This is a genomic window from Ignavibacteriota bacterium, assembly GCA_016716225.1.
In the GTDB taxonomy this organism is placed as follows: domain Bacteria; phylum Bacteroidota; class Ignavibacteria; order Ignavibacteriales; family Melioribacteraceae.
Genome location: JADJWT010000001.1, coordinates 3,299,911 through 3,317,814, shown reverse-complemented (window position 1 = coordinate 3,317,814; position 17,904 = coordinate 3,299,911). Strand labels below are relative to the sequence as shown.

The window sequence follows — 17,904 nt, the reverse complement described above, 5'->3', positions numbered from 1 at the left end:
GCCCTCTAATTTAGAACGGCTTTAAGATGCAAATAAATTTAACTAATATCATTTTAACAAAATCATCTTCTTGGTTTCTGTAAATTCTCCTGCCTGAAGCTTGTAAAAATAAACTCCACTTGGATATTCACTTGCATTCCATTCGATAGAATAGTTTCCGGATGATTGTATTTTATCGATAAGAGTTTTTATTTTTCTACCAAGTATATCATATACAATTAAAACAACTTTTGATTGTTCACTTATTGTATAGCTAATTCTTGTAGTTGGATTAAAAGGATTAGGAAAGTTTTGTGATAAACTAAATATTGACGGTAATAAAGTTAAATTTTTAGTTGACGTTATTTTACTATAATTTGAATTATATGTCGTGTCTATACTGCCGTCTCCATTTGTATCTACATACATAATTGTCTTAGATATTGTAGAGTCTACTTTGCAAAAAGCTTTTGTATTATTCTCCATTTTTATACTATCAATGGTTAATAATGATTCCATATTGCCATCTTTTATATCTAATACAGAAAAATCAAAAGTACTATTTGTATCTTGGGAATTTATTTCAAATCTATATTCACCATTTCTTGGTAATAAAAATATTTTTTTTGATTCTGGATCTAAAAGATTTGCGGGAATATATTTGCTACCTGGAATTCCCTCAATATAAGTAGTATCAGATGTGGGGCCTGTTTTATTCCCAAAATCATCGTAAGCATTAACTATAACCGGACAAGCGACTATCGTCTGCAACCAATTTGAATTAGAATATTTATATTCTTGGGGTAAATTATATGAATTATTAGCTGAATCATTCAAGATATTGTTAATAATGTCTAAAACATTTTTATCTGAGGGTAAGGCTTGGTGATTTCCACCTTTTATGTAAAATGTTTTATTAGGGTTATAAATATTCCCATTTATAGTTTCAGAACTTTTTAAAGGTACTGTACCATCACCGTCCAAATTATAGATGGCATCTTGTGAATATTGATTATTAAAAAGATTCCTTACCCAGATTTGTCCAATCGTTGAAGTATTATATCCAACTATATTATAAACGTCAATATCTTTAAAATCCACATTTGAAAGGTTATCTTGAATTGTCTTTGCAGATTCAATTAAATCAACATTATATAAATTATTACTGCCAACTTGTAAATTTTCAAAAAATTTAATTGCATCATTATATCCAAAATATTCAATATTTGAAATTAATGGTGTATAGTGTGCATTTAAAATTGAATAATTATATAAATCATTACCAGAAATGTTTCTATTTATTTTTGCATTAAAATATTCAGCAGATGGAAATAACTCATAAGTTGAGGGCATATTCCTACTTATATCTTTTATTATTTTATTAATTAAGAAAATATCCTTGAAAAATCCAAATTCAACATCACCTGTAAGCATTGTATAGTATATTTTAGGCGCCCCCAAATGAGGTGTTCCAACAAATATAATCTTGTCTATTCTATCTGATCCATTATTCTTCACACAGCTTTTTGTTACTAATCCACCAAGACTATGAGCAATTATATTTACTGTTTGTACACCTGTCCAAGCCAAGACTTTGTTTATATAATCAGATAATTTATTACCGTTATCAATAACACTTTTTCGCCAATCATAAGTGAAACAAAATAAATTTGTATTTGAATTTGCTTCCATTTGTCCAGTGTCATCAATCTGATACCCTTTTGTATCAAAATACATAAATAATCCTTTGTATACACTTAAGGGAAGTTTTGTCTCGTAATTATCTTTTAAAGTATTGCTTATGTCTCCCCTTATTGGAGCTACTTTAATATTGTTATTTTTATTTAAAGGATTCTCACCGCTATCATCAAGTTGCAGATCATACAGAAATTGTTGTGGAACTAATGAATTGAACCAAATTCTTTCATTCTTGTCTGAATAAAATTCATCTAATAATAAATTGTTATTATTCAAATCATCATATAATGGAGATCCCATTATCCCAGGAATAAATATAATCGGTATTTTTGATACTTCAATACTTTGATTGTTATAAAGTGCTAGAATCTCATTTTCACTTAATGCTCGATTATAAATTCTTATGTCGTCTATTCCTCCGTTAAATCGATTAACATCTGATGTAATCAGCTCGTCATGTGCGCCAATAGTTACCGTGGTATTTGCAGGAATAATTGAAAAATTAGATGTATGTGTTAACATTGAATCACGCTTACCGTTAATATATAAGCTTGTATTAATTCCATCATAAACACATGTTATATTGTACCATTCACCCGCTGCTAAACTTTTATTTGAAATTAATGATACTATTTCTCCATTGGAACGCCTTATCCCAAATTGGGGTTGGGTACTATGATAACTTAAGTCTAAAGTCCAAGATTGATTCGAAAGACTACCGTTCCACTTTCCAATAATTGTTTGATTATCATTTGTCATACCTAAACTATTTATCCACACAGAAACTGTAATTGAGGCAAAACTATCAAGAGAATTTGAATTTTGAATTTGAATAAAATTTTTCTTTTGGATATTGAAAAAACGAGCTGAATCTTGATGTTCAAATCTGTCTATTGCAGTAATTGGATCTTCACCTATAACAATACCATCATTTTTATTCCCACTGTAATCTTTTAAATTATTTCCTAAGGTATAATAAGCAACTAAACCATTTGTTGGTACCTGTGCAAAAATCAAATTTGAAATAAAAATAATAAATGTTATTAATTGGTGCCTCTTTTTCATAAATTCTCCCTTTTTATATCTAATTTAAATACACTAAAACCAAAAGGTTTCGGAAAAAACACAATTTTTATATTTATCCAATATCAAATAGTTTTATCTTTTTTTGTTATTTTTCTTTAATGAAAAGCTTAACATCATATTTTCAATTATTAAATTTTCTTGCAGAGAATAAGCTTTCGAAAATTGAAACCAATCAACTTGTCGAAAAAATTTATTCTTTTACGTTTTTTTATCTGAGATACAAAAACAGAAATCTTTATAAGGTTTTTGTTGCTGAAAATATAACTCTACAAGAAATGGCAATTGATGCAATTGCACCATTGTTCGAAAGGGATGGAAATGGCAGATTTATAAAAATTATTAAGTCATTTAATTCTTGGGAACCAAAAATAAATTCTGAAGAAAAAGCTTTATTTTTTCTTAATAAATTGGCAGCTAAAAGTGCTGAAAAGTATATTTCGGAACTATTAAGAAATTCAGACCCGTTTTTTTCAAGTATTTTAGATTCAGTAAATTATTTAATTACAAAAAACAACTTTACTAAAAAACAAATATTAGGCACAACCTACATAGTTGAAAGTCAAGATTTTATAAAATTAGGTTCTTTACCAGATACAGAATTTATTAATCAGCTCCCTATTGAAATTTTTGATGATAACTCAAGTTTGTTACTAAAGCTTTTTAACTTTCTTAAAGAAAATACCGATAAAAGTCCAGCAATTCCTTTAAATGCACTTGTACAGAAACTAAAAAAAATAAGATTATCAAATTGCTATAATTCGGAAGCAACGAGTTTTGAAAATATACCAGAAATTGAATCGCTAACTCAAATTGCATATAATAATACAATAAAAAAATTAAAAGAAACTTATACAGAAAAAAATAAAATTAATGATTTTGAAACTGAAGCTTTTACAAACGCTTTAAGTAATATTCTTATTGATATGAAAAATGGCGGTATATCAAATGGTTTACATAACTATTTATTAGATCAATTACCTCAATCCAATTTCAATGATTATAAAAACAAATATCAAAATACTTTCGAGTATTTGTTTAAATTTTTGAAAAATGAGATAAAAATAAGGTTGGATAAGTAATTTCTTTTCCAAAATGTCTCAAATTAAGAGTATTTAAATGTTAAATGAAAGAAAATCAAATGAAAATTGAAGAAGTCGATTTATTCACTTATGTTTTTTTCCCAAATAATATACCGGCAGAAAAACACATTACCATCGAGAATGAAAGATCATATATTGAAATAATCGACTTTTACAAAGAACTTAAGAACAATACAGTTTCTGAATTAAGCCATGGAATTAAAATAAAACTTTCACAAAAAATTCCGGAATATACTTTTTTTAATTCAGTCAAGTTAAAAAAAATTACTTTGCCCGATAATATAATATCTGAAATTGATAAACTTGCAGCAAAGTCACCACTAAATTCAAAAATCAGCAATAATACTTTTATTGATGAAAGTAATTTTTATTTCATTAAAGTTTATGCTGAACCAAATTTTACTAAAATTTACATTTTTTCAGAAACTTCAGATACTGTAAATAATTTCGAACTGAAAATTTCTCCAAGTAATGAAATTATTAGATGCGTTGATAATAGTAATCCAATCATACTTAACAAAAATATTGAAATTGATTCAATTGAATTAATTTTCTCAAAATAACAAATTCATATTTCTCTTTTTACAGTTAACTAATTTTTAAAAACAAAGCCCTTCTATTTCGAAGGGCTTGAATGTTTAATAAAATTTTAGATTATCTTATTTTAACAAAATCATCTTCTTTGTTTCAGTAAAATCTCCAGCTTGTAATTTGTAGAAATATACTCCATTCGAAATTCTGCTTGCATCAAAATTATATGTGTAATTTCCAGCTGATTTATATCCATTCTCCAATAAACTTACGACATTTCCTAAAACATCATATACAATTAAAGTAACATAATTATTTTCTGGTATCGAATAACTTATCTTTGTCGTTGGATTAAATGGATTCGGATAATTTTGATTTAATATGTAATTGCTTGGTATAACGTCTGCAATTTCTTCTTCTCTGTTTTCATTGACTTCTTTTGCTAATTGTTCATTTGGTAATGGTATTTCACATGTACCTTCTACTAAGTATTGGACATTACTTTTTACGGCTGTTCCATTTTTACTATGTGGTACTTGTACTTCAAATTCTGCAGTTCCTACATTTCCGTTTAAGTCTTTGCCTCCAATTATTACTGTATAAACTCTTCCATCTGCATTTCCTAATCTTTCTGCCCTTAATCCAACTGATTTACATCCTTCATTAATAACTATGTCATTTAATGTGTTACCATCACCGCCACTTGGATCATCTTCTAATTCATCACTTGTTACTTGTAATATTCTTAAATCATTTACTTGTAAATTTCCACTACATCCGTCAGTAATTCCATTTACCATATCAGTAATATTTATATTAACATATTTATGATTTACCGGCCAAATCTTTATGGGCGCTTTTAATGTTAGGACTGGTGTTGTTGTATCTTCAACTTTAATTAAAACATCATCACTTGCTGTTCCGCCATTTCCATCATCAACTACTAACGTAAAATTATATTCTCCAACAGTTAAATTTAAATTAGCTATTGCTTCTGTTGATACAACTTCTTCATTCAAATACCAAGTAAATGATAATGAATCATTATCCGAATCAGTGGAGCCACTCCCATTTAGTGTTACTTCGGTTCCATCTACTCCTCCACATTCAATAACTTGATCCTCTCCTGCTTGAGCTATTGGTAAAACATTGCAAATTCCATTTTGATAAAATCCGAATGGATTCAATAGATTATCTGCTAATAATTCTTCATTTGTTAAGATTCCTGAATACAAAGCAATGTCATCCATTTTAATGTTATTTGCAAATCCTACACCATAACAATGCAAATTTAAATAATTACCCCCAATAGACATTTGTTTTTGATTTGTTTCGCTCATAAATAATTTTTGATTTTCTGCCACAAGAATCCCATTAGAATATAAATCAACATACCCATTGGAATGATGAACAATTATAACTCTATTCCAAGAATCATTTACTAAGCCTGTGATATTAACTCTATCATTATTTCCAGCATCCCATATATAAGAATCATCAAACGCTGCAATAAATCTATTATTTTCTGGTTCGGGTGTTATATAAATATAAAACCCTCTATCACCACAATAGCCACTGTTGGATGACATTCTTGTAATTAATCCATTCCCTCCGTCACTTTGCGAAGTTAAATAGATTGAATATGCTAAAGTCCAATCATTTGTCAAAGGGAAGTCTTCTAATTTTGAATTTTCAACTACAAACCTCCATGCTCCATTAAAATAAGCTGCAGAGCCTCTTGTGCAATAGCTCATACCGATACTTTTTTCACCTTGAATAATTCCATTGTGTAAACCTTCCGGGGATCTATCAATAATAATATTGTCTGTAATAGTTTCAAAGTCATATTTAAATATGAAATCTGCGTTCTGTTGATTACTAGCATAAAGTTCAGAAATTTCACTTTGATTTAATTTTCGATTGTATATCCTAATATTATCTATTAAACCAACAATAGAATGTGGGGCATTCATATTTGGGTCTCCAATAATAATTGGAGTATTAGTATTTTGAATCGAAGTAACTTGTGAATTTATTTTATTATCTAATACACCATCAATGTATAGTGACATATCGCCATTATTTTCCCAAACAAATATTACATTGTACCAAGTATTTAAAGATAATCTACCTATTGAATTAACAGAATTATAAACTGAAGCATTTCTATTGCATGCTCCTGAAATCTGTCCTTCAGGTGATATTGATAGAGAATATTCATCATCTTCTCCTCCTCCAGGTCCCATTTTAATTAAAATATATCCATTGGTTGCTTCAAGTAATTTGAATTGTGCTTCAATTGTAAAACCAGCTACAGCAGAGAAATCAAACAAATAATTATCAGTTATATTGACAGAACTAGATGATAGAAACTTTGCAGCTTGATTATTATTATTATTAAAAATATAAGTTAAACCTTGTTCAATTCCATTAAGAGAATTTCCACTTACATCTTGTGCATTTCCGTTAAATGGATAGGAAGCAACAAGACCATTATTTTGAAAATTGTTTTCATTATAAAGTGTTATAATTTCATTTTCAGTTAATGCTGTATTATATATCCTAATATCATCAATTTTTCCTTTAAAATAATCTTGATGATATTCTGAATATGCATTTTTTGAAACAGCAATATTCAGATCAGTATGTGTATCTGGTTTAGCAAATATTTCACTATCAAGCGTACCATTAATATAAAGTTTCCATAAATTCCCGGTTCTCACACCTACAAGATGATACCATTCATTATTTTGCATTGTTAAAACACTATTTTCAATTCCAGTAAATCCACCCATCCAACCATTAAATCCAGCTTTGTTGTTAGTTCCATCAAAACTTAGTCTAATGTTAAAGTAACTATTACCAATACAAACTGGCATACTCCAATTTGTTGTGCCAGAGTTTTTTATCCAAACTGCCATTGTTATATTATTATTTAATGTTATTCCGCCATCTCTTTCAAAATAATCATCAATTCCATTAAATGAGTATGCACTATTCGAATTACCAAACCTATCATTTGTTAATTGTGCATGCCCATTCAATAAATTGTAATTATTTCCACTTTCATCATTTGAATTACTGTTAAAGGGGTAATAAATAAATGGTTCTTGTTGTGCATAAATATTTGCGCAAATACTAAGTAGAAAGATTGCTAAAAGAGTTATTTTTTTCATCATTTCTCCTAAAAAATTTTATCAATTATTTGGCTTAATGCCAACTAATTAATAGTCCAAAAAGTTAATTTTTTGGATAATTATTGTATCTAATTAATTTTTTGAAGACTAAATGGATATTTATTAAATTGCATTTAGCTTATTTTTTATTCTCAGAATTTTACTTATTATATTAATCCTACTATTCAAATTATTAGTAAGTCCTTATTTTATTAATAATTCTAAGCTAATGGTTAATTGAGTCTATTTAATTTCATTCAGCTAAAAATAAAAATGTCCACATTTAGTGAGCTTAAAAAATTTTTATTTCTATTTCTTTCTCCGGTTTTCTTCCCTTTCTTCTAACTCCTTATAACTGATTTCTGTCTTCTGAATACTAAATTCTTAATTTTTTTTAATTATAGTCTTAAATATTGGATATCTCCTCCGATTATATCATAAATTATTTTTTGGGGGAAATATGGTTTCAAAAGAAGCAATTAATTCTGCTATAAATAATCATGTAATTTGGAAACGCCGCCTCATTAGTGCTATTGAATCCGGGAAATCTGAATTCCAAGTCGCTAAAGTTCAAAAAGATAATGTATGTGAATTCGGTAAATGGTTGGAAAGTCTTTCTGCTATTGACAGATCATCAACGGATTTTCAGACTGTTAAAGAGCTTCATTCAAGCTTCCATAAAACCGCTGCTAATGTTCTCGATTTAGCATTAAAAGGTCAAAAAGAATCTGCAATGGAGAAATTCAATTTTAATGGTACCTTTGGCGCAATAAGTTCAAAATTAACCGTTGCTCTAAGTAACTGGAAAAAGAAAGTATAAAAAAATAGTGAATAACTTTTCTAAGCTTATTCACTATTTAACTTTTTTTGTCACCCAACGCTGAACGGATCATTAATCATGCAATCTTAGCAATATTTTAATTTTTTCCGTCTTCCTTCCCCACTGAATTACCACCTAATAACAACTTAATTACTTTTTCTTATTTACTTTCCTTTATTTCATCAAAATCATTTTTTTAGTTTGCACAAATTTTTCAGCCAAGATTCTATAAAAATATATTCCACTAGCTAGCTTTTTTGAATCAAATGAATATTGATATCTTCCAGCTGCTAATCTCTCATTATTCAAGAATTTTTCTACTTCATTTCCTGTAATATCATATACCACTAAACTAACTGTACTTTGTTCTGGTAATCCAAAACTAATGATTGTTGTTGGATTAAATGGATTTGGATAATTGTTATCTATATAATAATCTTCTGGGATATTTCCAATTTTTGATAGATCATCAATCCCTGTAATTAAATTACATGATATTTCTCCATTTAAATTACCTGCATTAGAAAATATTTTTAGCGAATCAGAATATTCTCCAATTTCTAAATTACTTGTATTTGCAGTTACATTAAATGATTTTGATTCATCAGCATTCAAACTAAATTCATTGTAATCAATAGTTAACCAAATTCCTGAAAAAGATATTGTACCGAATAAAATTCCACCACCACTGTTTTTTAATTCAAAATTAAAATTGTTAGGTTCAGGATTACTGCCTTGTGCAAAACTGCCAAATTGATGACTTATTTCTCCTTGTGAAATTAAAAGTTTTGGTGGATTTTCTGCTTGCGTAATTGTCACGGTACTCGTTAACCCACTTCCACTAACTGTAATAACTCCTACTCGTTGAATCCCCTTATTCTCTGTATATTGAACTGTTAGCGCCGCATTTGAAGGAATTAAACTTGTTATCCAATTCTCATTTGTACTTACACTCCAACTAATATTTGAACTCACATTAAATGTCGTACTGCCAGCAATATATTCTACATCTTTATTTGATGGTATTACTGTTAATATTGGCCCTTCAGCTTGAGTTACTGTAACTGATTTGGTTAAGCCGCCACCAGATATTATTATTGTTCCAACTCGTTGACTTCCTAAATTTTCTGCGTAATTCACTGTTATTGTTTCATTATTTTTTCCACTTGAAGGACTTATACCCGTTATCCAGTTCTCATTTGTACTTACACTCCAACTAATATTTGAACTCACATTAAATGTTGTACTGCCTGATGTAAATGATACTAACTGATTAGTAGGTGTAATTTCAAGTCCTGGTACTAGTATAATAAATGATTGACTTGCATCCGGACTTACTCCATTCGTCGCTTTTACCGTTACATTATAACTTCCTGAACTGCTCGGTGTCCATTGTATTATACCACTCGTTGAATTTATTGTCATCCCGCTTGGTGATGTCGTCAATGAATATGTAGGTGCCGGATTTCCTGTTGCATCTACATTATAACTATACAGCTGTCCTACAACTCCGTTTGTTACTGCTGCCGTTGTTATCACCGGTGCTGTATTTGGTAAAGCTACTACTATCGTAAATGATTGACTTGCATCCGGACTTACTCCATTCGATGCTTTTACCGTTACATTATAACTTCCTGAACTGCTCGGTGTCCATTGTATTAGTCCACTAGTTGAATTTATTGTCATCCCGCTTGGTGATGTCGTCAATGAATATGTAGGTGCCGGATTTCCTGTTGCATCTACATCATAACTATACAGCTGTCCTACAACTCCGTTTGTTACTGCTGCCGTTGTTATCACCGGTGCTGTATTTGGTAAAGCTACTACTATCGTAAATGATTGACTTGCATCCGGACTTACTCCATTCGATGCTTTTACCGTTACATTATAACTTCCTGAACTGCTCGGTGTCCATTGTATTAGTCCACTAGTTGAATTTATTGTCATCCCGCTTGGTGATGTCGTCAATGAATATGTAGGTGCCGGATTTCCTGTTGCATCTACATCATAACTATACATCTGTCCTACAACTCCGTTTGTTACTGCTGCCGTTGTTATCACCGGTGCTGTATTTGGTAAAGCTACTACTATCGTAAATGATTGACTTGCATCCGGACTTACTCCATTCGTCGCTTTTACCGTTACATTATAACTTCCTGAACTGCTCGGTGTCCATTGTATTATACCACTCGTTGAATTTATTGTCATCCCGCTTGGTGATGTTGTCAATGAATATGTAGGTGCCGGATTTCCTGTGGCATCTACATTATAACTATACAGCTGTCCTACAACTCCGTTTGTTACTGCTGTTGAGGTTATAGTTGGAGATTTTCTCTGTACTAGTGTAGTTGCACAAACTTCATTAGAATATCCAGAATATGTACTACCGTTACCATTATATGCTCTCACCCTATAACAATATGTTGTATTTGGAGCTAAATTTATATCCTTATATGTTACAACATTTGCATCTACTCTTCCTCGTTCACTCCAAGACCCACTATTTCCTTCTTTTCTTTCTATTATGTAATTTGTCTCTGTCTTAGAATTATCCACCCATTTTATTTCTATACTTTGATCATTAAATGTGACCACATTTAATTCGGTTGTGTATTAGGTATATATGGCGATGTTGTTGCACAAACTTCATTAGAATATCCAGAATATGTACTACCGTTACCATTATATGCTCTCACCCTATAACAATATGTTGTATTTGGACCTAAATTTATATCCTTATATGTTACAACATTTGCATCTACTCTTCCTCGTTCACTCCAAGACCCACTATTTCCTTCTTTTCTTTCTATTATGTAATTTGTCTCTGTCTTAGAATTATCCACCCATTTTATTTCTATACTTTGATCATTAAATGTGACCACATTTAATTCGGTTGGTGTATTAGGTATATATGGCGATGTTGTTGCACAAACTTCATTAGAATATCCAGAATATGTACTACCGTTACCATTATATGCTCTCACCCTATAACAATATGTTGTATTTGGACCTAAATTTATATCCTTATATGTTACAACATTTGCATCTACTCTTCCTCGTTCACTCCAAGACCCACTATTTCCTTCTTTTCTTTCTATTATGTAATTTGTCTCTGTCTTAGAATTATCCACCCATTTTATTTCTATATTTTGATCATTAAATGTGACCACATTTAATTCGGTTGGTGTATTAGGTATATATGGCGATGTTGTTGCACAAACTTCATTAGAATATCCAGAATATGTACTACCGTTACCATTATATGCTCTCACCCTATAACAATATGTTGTATTTGGACCTAAATTTATATCCTTATATGTTACAACATTTGCATCTACTCTTCCTCGTTCACTCCAAGACCCACTATTTCCTTCTTTTCTTTCTATTATGTAATTTGTCTCTGTCTTAGAATTATCCACCCATTTTATTTCTATACTTTGATCATTAAATGTGACCACATTTAATTCGGTTGGTGAAGGGATATTTACGTTTACAGTTAATTTTACGGTGTTTGAATTTTCCCAATATTTTGGATCTGGATAACCTCCAGAAGTATTAATTACTTCACAAGTAAATTCATTATTATTATCAATAGTAAAATTTACATTTGTAATTTTAAGTGTTGAGGAATTACTTTCATTTACTATTGTAATTCGTCCATTTTTATCACCATTGTTCCATTGATTCGAGCCTACACCCCACCATTGAAATTCAAGAGGACTACTACAGTTAGCTTCCACTTTAAATGTTACTGTCTGTCCTTCATTTATTGTTTGGCTAATTGGTTGAAGTGTAATTACTGGATCTGTATTTAATTCTGGCACTACTATCGTAAATGATTGACTTGCATCCGGACTTACTCCATTCGATGCTTTTACCGTTACATTATAACTTCCTGAACTGCTCGGTGTCCATTGTATTAGTCCACTAGTTGAATTTATTGTCATCCCGCTTGGTGATGTCGTCAATGAATATGTAGGTGCCGGATTTCCTGTTGCATCTACATCATAACTATACATCTGTCCTACAACTCCGTTTGTTACTGCTGCCGTTGTTATCACCAGTGCTGTATTTGGTAAAGCTACTACTATCGTAAATGATTGACTTGCATCCGGACTTACTCCATTCGATGCTTTTACCGTTACATTATAACTTCCTGAACTGCTCGGTGTCCATTGTATTATACCACTCGTTGAATTTATTGTCATCCCGCTTGGTGATGTCGTCAATGAATATGTAGGTGCCGGATTTCCTGTGGCATCTACATCATAACTATACATCTGTCCTACAACTCCGTTTGTTACTGCTGCCGTTGTTATCACCGGTGCTGTATTTGGTAAAGCTACTACTATCGTAAATGATTGACTTGCATCCGGACTTACTCCATTCGTCGCTTTTACCGTTACATTATAACTTCCTGAACTGCTCGGTGTCCATTGTATTATACCACTCGTTGAATTTATTGTCATCCCGCTTGGTGATGTCGTCAATGAATATGTAGGTGCCGGATTTCCTGTGGCATCTACATCATAACTATACAGCTGTCCTACAACTCCGTTTGTTACTGCTGCCGTTGTTATCACCGGTGCTGTATTTGGTAAAGCTACTACTATCGTAAATGATTGACTTGCATCCGGACTTACTCCATTCGTCGCTTTTACCGTTACATTATAACTTCCTGAACTGCTCGGTGTCCATTGTATTATACCACTCGTTGAATTTATTGTCATCCCGCTTGGTGATGTCGTTAATGAATATGTAGGTGCCGGATTTCCTGTTGCATCTACATCATAACTATACAGCTGTCCTACAACTCCGTTTGTTACTGCTGCCGTTGTTATCACCGGTGCTGTATTTGGTAAAGCTACTACTATCGTAAATGATTGACTTGCATCCGGACTTACTCCATTCGTCGCTTTTACCGTTACATTATAACTTCCTGAACTGCTCGGTGTCCATTGTATTATACCACTCGTTGAATTTATTGTCATCCCGCTTGGTGATGTCGTCAATGAATATGTAGGTGCCGGATTTCCTGTTGCATCTACATTATAACTATACAGCTGTCCTACAACTCCGTTTGTTACTGCTGCCGTTGTTATCACCGGTGCTGTATTTGGTAAAGCTACTACTATCGTAAATGATTGACTTGCATCCGGACTTACTCCATTCGATGCTTTTACCGTTACATTATAACTTCCTGAACTGCTCGGTGTCCATTGTATTAGTCCACTAGTTGAATTTATTGTCATCCCGCTTGGTGATGTCGTCAATGAATATGTAGGTGCCGGATTTCCTGTTGCATCTACATCATAACTATACAGCTGTCCTACAACTCCGTTTGTTACTGCTGCCGTTGTTATCACCGGTGCTGTATTTGGTAAAGCTACTACTATCGTAAATGATTGACTTGCATCCGGACTTACTCCATTCGATGCTTTTACCGTTACATTATAACTTCCTGAACTGCTCGGTGTCCATTGTATTAGTCCACTAGTTGAATTTATTGTCATCCCGCTTGGTGATGTCGTCAATGAATATGTAGGTGCCGGATTTCCTGTTGCATCTACATCATAACTATACATCTGTCCTACAACTCCGTTTGTTACTGCTGCCGTTGTTATCACCGGTGCTGTATTTGGTAAAGCTACTACTATCGTAAATGATTGACTTGCATCCGGACTTACTCCATTCGTCGCTTTTACCGTTACATTATAACTTCCTGAACTGCTCGGTGTCCATTGTATTATACCACTCGTTGAATTTATTGTCATCCCGCTTGGTGATGTTGTCAATGAATATGTAGGTGCCGGATTTCCTGTGGCATCTACATTATAACTATACAGCTGTCCTACAACTCCGTTTGTTACTGCTGCCGTTGTTATCACCGGTGCTGTATTTGGTAAAGCTACTACTATCGTAAATGATTGACTTGCATCCGGACTTACTCCATTCGTCGCTTTTACCGTTACATTATAACTTCCTGAACTGCTCGGTGTCCATTGTATTATACCACTCGTTGAATTTATTGTCATCCCGCTTGGTGATGTCGTTAATGAATATGTAGGTGCCGGATTTCCTGTTGCATCTACATCATAACTATACAGCTGTCCTACAACTCCGTTTGTTACTGCTGCCGTTGTTATCACCGGTGCTGTATTTGGGTTACCTGCTTGGGTTACTGTTACTGTTTTATTTGAAACACCTGTTCCACTAATTGTCATTGTTGCTGTTCTTGAGCTTGTTGTACTATTGGCACTTGTTGCTGTTACTGTTACATTGCTATTATTTGTCTCATCTTCTACATTTCCTTTATCTGGTGAAACATTTAGCCAATCTGGTTTTCCTGCAATTTTCCAATTTATATTTGAAGTGATTTCAAATTTTCCAGTGCTGCCAGAACCAAAACCTATTTCTAAACTTGTTGGGCTAACTTTAATAAAAGGTTCTTCTCCATCTCCATATACATTTACGTAAACATCATTAGCATTTTGCGAAGTAATTTTAATTTTATCGGCATATTCTTTTACCACATTCGGATAAAATTTAACGTATATTGTACCTGTAAAAGAATTATTATTATTTGATATATTTAAAGAACTTGTAAAGTTTGTATTAGAATATTTTGAAACTTTAAAATTGTTTGGTGCAGTAATAGTTACATCACCTTCCAAATTTTTACAACTTATATTGAAACTTACTACTTCCGATTCATAACCAACCACAGCATTTCCGCAATCAATTTCGGGATTATTTACTGAAATTGTTGGTACAATGTATTCAATTTCATCATAAAACGAAGAAGACTCATTACCGGCCTTATCCTTAAATCGTATATATACTTTTTTTATTCCTGGATTAGAATTTCCACCATTCTGTGATAAATCCCAATTACTTCTAGTACTAGAATAATTTTCCCAACTTGACCAACTAGAATTATCATTACAAAACTTCATTTTTTCTATTCCAGAACTATTATCAGTTGCTGAAATATTATTTAGATTCACCTTCAATGTCCTAGATGTCGCTGCGCCATTTTCAATTTTAATTATACCATTGGTTGGCTTTGTTTTATCAACTAGTATTCCATCATCATTAAGTGAAATTTCACTTCCATTTCCTACCTTGTCAAAAGCTTTCACATAATAGTAATAATTCCCTTCAGGTAGGTCCCTCACATATGAAGTTGTAGAAGTGGGTGATGCTATTCTAGACCATTGTCCATTATTTACTTGCTCAAATAATTCATAGTGATCAAATCCAGATTCATAATCATAAGATGAATTCCACATAACCGTAAATTGAGTATTTGTAAAATCAATATCTGGATTATTTTCAGTCGGTGTACCTGGCGAAGTTGGTGGATTAATATCAGTCATAGTAATAGTAAGGTAGGGTTTATATTTTGAAGTACTTCCATAAACCTGTGCTGGTGGATTATCATCATCACCGTATTCTTGTAAACCTAATGAGAATCTGCCATCCCCATCATCAATAATTTTTTGAAAATCTGCAACAGCTTTATTTCCTAAATCAAATACTTTCCACCCAACTGTTGTATTAGCCAATAATGAAGATTTATCAACATAAATGGTTCCAGTCGCCGCATGATCATATAAATAAGAATAATTTAGTGGACTAAGATCAGTGGGGTGCAGATAAAAATAATCACCATCAATTCCAAATTGACGAATCATAAGCTTATGACCACTATTTGAAGATGATGCACAATAAATGCGTAATTCAACCTTATTTACAACAACTTTAGTTGGAAAGTTATCTACATTAAATTCAATCCAACCTCTATAATCTCCTGATCCAATTCCTGTATTATCTCCTACAAATATTAGTGGTTCATTAGTCCAACGGACAGTTTGGTTTTTTTTATCAGCACTACCAGTGGTCAATTCCTTTTGCTCAACATAAATTGTTTTAATGAATTGTTGAGGATATACCAAATTGATATACATAAAAAAAACTGCGAATGAAAAATACTTTTTCATTAAATCCTCTTTTTTCGTTAAATAAATTAAATATTAAAAATAGATATGTTAAACATATAGTAGTTATAAAAGTCAGTTTTTTTAAAATAATGTAATTATTTTTTGAGTTTGATTGGATCATAGAAGTACCAATTACACAATATCTTTAACTTAAATAAAGAATTGTCTGTTCATTTAAAGTTGTTCTTTTCAGTACTACAATGTTATAATAGTCCAATTTTATCATTTTTTGAATTTATTGCAGTTTTTTTTAGTATTTTGGGTTGGTATCAAACTTTAGTTTTTTTTCAACAAAATTAATACCTTCAAAAATATTATTAAGTAGTATAGTGCTATAGCATTAGCCAAAATTGTTCAGTTAAAGCCTATAAATAACTTTTCGTTCGGTAACTTAAGTTATTCACTCAAAGCTATTTAACTTTCATTAAAAACATAAAAGCACGTTCAAAACAAATCTTTAAGCACTTCACAAAGTTTTAGCAATTTGCTGGTTGAACCGGCAAATAAAACATTGTTCAGCTCAAAACTTGTAAATAATATTTCACTCCTCACCTTCGGTTTCGTCCCTCAATACTATTTAACTTTCAACCTCACTTCGTTCGTGGAACTTTGTTTAGTTTTTATAATACATTATTCTTTCATTCAGTCGCTCAATCCTCGAACCTCGTCAATCGCTCCATCATTCATTCATAAAGTATTTTTTTAGTTTTTATTATTCCGGTCGCTCATTCCTCACGCCCAAGTTTCAGTTATATAACTTCGTTAAATAACTTTTCTTCAATCATACCATTTAATCAAATAAAAAAATGTTAAAAAAAATGTAGCAAAATATGTTTCGTTGCTCAAAAAAGACAAGGGTGTACAAAGCGGGCAAATATCAGCCCGCCCTTGCTTTTTCTCCGCCCTGCACATGAATCAATTTACAGTTTTTTTATTTCATTTTTTTCTTTTTAAGTGTGGTGGTTATGGTTCTAAATCAAATTCGTAAAAACAATATTCTTTATCGCTTAACATTCTTTAATGGTAGTTATAACATAAATATTTATTTGGTAAGTGGTCAGCATTATCATTTTTCGTTTAAGCAATTATCAAAAGCACAAAGCAAGTTTTTTAATATAACCGGTATTAATAAGCAAAATCAACAAAATCAATTAAATCTTTTTTAGGTGGCAGTATGTATACAATAAATCAATTAACATCATTTGCATTTAAATATAATTGCTCTTTCATCGGAGGTAAACCTTTTAATAATGTTCTTTCCGGTTATTTGGGTCAGTTGGTTTTTTTCTTTAATCCTCAGCATAATAATAATTTTTTCTTTCAGTGGTTACGCATAAACCATAATTCATCAGAGTATTTTCAAACTACACTTAATTATAAAGGTAAATCTTACGCAGTAATTTTTTTGGCAATTCCGCAAAAAATAGAAAAGAAATTTCTTACTTCCTTTAAGCAATTCAGCAAAAAACAAATGCATTTAGTTAACTATTTCTAAAGGAACACAATGGAAG

8 protein-coding genes are annotated in these 17,904 nt (G+C 31.5%); 4 read left to right on the top strand and 4 right to left on the bottom strand.

All coding sequences use genetic code 11. The features are described from left to right. Positions 1–48: 48 nt before the first annotated feature. Positions 49–2,742, bottom strand: a complete 2,694-nt coding sequence (locus IPM32_14295; GenBank protein ID MBK8946422.1) for a T9SS type A sorting domain-containing protein — start codon at positions 2,740–2,742, stop codon at positions 49–51. 119 nt (positions 2,743–2,861) lie between these two features. Between IPM32_14295 and IPM32_14290 the strand changes: the two genes are divergently transcribed. Both IPM32_14290 and IPM32_14285 read left to right on the top strand, forming a co-directional pair. After that, on the top strand, positions 2,862–3,842 hold the full coding sequence (locus IPM32_14290; GenBank protein ID MBK8946421.1) for a hypothetical protein: 981 nt from the start codon (positions 2,862–2,864) through the stop codon (positions 3,840–3,842). Positions 3,843–3,901: 59 nt separating this feature from the next. Further along, positions 3,902–4,426, top strand: a complete 525-nt coding sequence (locus IPM32_14285; protein ID MBK8946420.1) for a hypothetical protein — start codon at positions 3,902–3,904, stop codon at positions 4,424–4,426. 96 nt (positions 4,427–4,522) lie between these two features. Here IPM32_14285 and IPM32_14280 read toward each other — a convergent pair whose 3' ends face one another. Then, positions 4,523–7,570: a T9SS type A sorting domain-containing protein gene (locus IPM32_14280; GenBank protein MBK8946419.1), complete on the bottom strand. Its 3,048-nt coding sequence runs from the start codon at positions 7,568–7,570 to the stop codon at positions 4,523–4,525. Between the two features lie 460 nt (positions 7,571–8,030). Between IPM32_14280 and IPM32_14275 the strand changes: the two genes are divergently transcribed. Next, entirely contained in the window at positions 8,031–8,390 is a 360-nt protein-coding gene (locus tag IPM32_14275) for a CZB domain-containing protein (GenBank protein ID MBK8946418.1), read from the top strand. A 174-nt stretch (positions 8,391–8,564) separates the two neighbouring features. Here IPM32_14275 and IPM32_14270 read toward each other — a convergent pair whose 3' ends face one another. Both IPM32_14270 and IPM32_14265 read right to left on the bottom strand, forming a co-directional pair. Continuing rightward, positions 8,565–10,985: a putative Ig domain-containing protein gene (locus tag IPM32_14270; protein ID MBK8946417.1), complete on the bottom strand. Its 2,421-nt coding sequence runs from the start codon at positions 10,983–10,985 to the stop codon at positions 8,565–8,567. A gap of 2 nt (positions 10,986–10,987) precedes the next feature. Then, the gene (locus IPM32_14265; protein MBK8946416.1) at positions 10,988–16,393 is read right to left on the bottom strand and encodes a putative Ig domain-containing protein; all 5,406 of its coding nucleotides are present in this window, start codon (positions 16,391–16,393) and stop codon (positions 10,988–10,990) included. A gap of 1,174 nt (positions 16,394–17,567) precedes the next feature. Here IPM32_14265 and IPM32_14260 point away from each other — a divergent pair. Beyond that, positions 17,568–17,888 carry a hypothetical protein gene (locus IPM32_14260; GenBank protein MBK8946415.1) on the top strand — a complete coding sequence of 107 codons (321 nt, stop codon included), beginning with the start codon at positions 17,568–17,570 and terminating at the stop codon, positions 17,886–17,888. Positions 17,889–17,904 lie beyond the last annotated feature (16 nt).

Coding starts and splice junctions, on each gene's coding strand:
- IPM32_14260 (MBK8946415.1), top strand. CDS start 17,568: ATGTATACAATAAATCAATTAACATCATTTGCATTTAAATATAATTGC.
- IPM32_14275 (MBK8946418.1), top strand. CDS start 8,031: ATGGTTTCAAAAGAAGCAATTAATTCTGCTATAAATAATCATGTAATT.
- IPM32_14280 (MBK8946419.1), bottom strand. CDS start 7,570: ATGAAAAAAATAACTCTTTTAGCAATCTTTCTACTTAGTATTTGCGCA.
- IPM32_14295 (MBK8946422.1), bottom strand. CDS start 2,742: ATGAAAAAGAGGCACCAATTAATAACATTTATTATTTTTATTTCAAAT.
- IPM32_14290 (MBK8946421.1), top strand. CDS start 2,862: ATGAAAAGCTTAACATCATATTTTCAATTATTAAATTTTCTTGCAGAG.
- IPM32_14265 (MBK8946416.1), bottom strand. CDS start 16,393: ATGAAAAAGTATTTTTCATTCGCAGTTTTTTTTATGTATATCAATTTG.
- IPM32_14285 (MBK8946420.1), top strand. CDS start 3,902: ATGAAAATTGAAGAAGTCGATTTATTCACTTATGTTTTTTTCCCAAAT.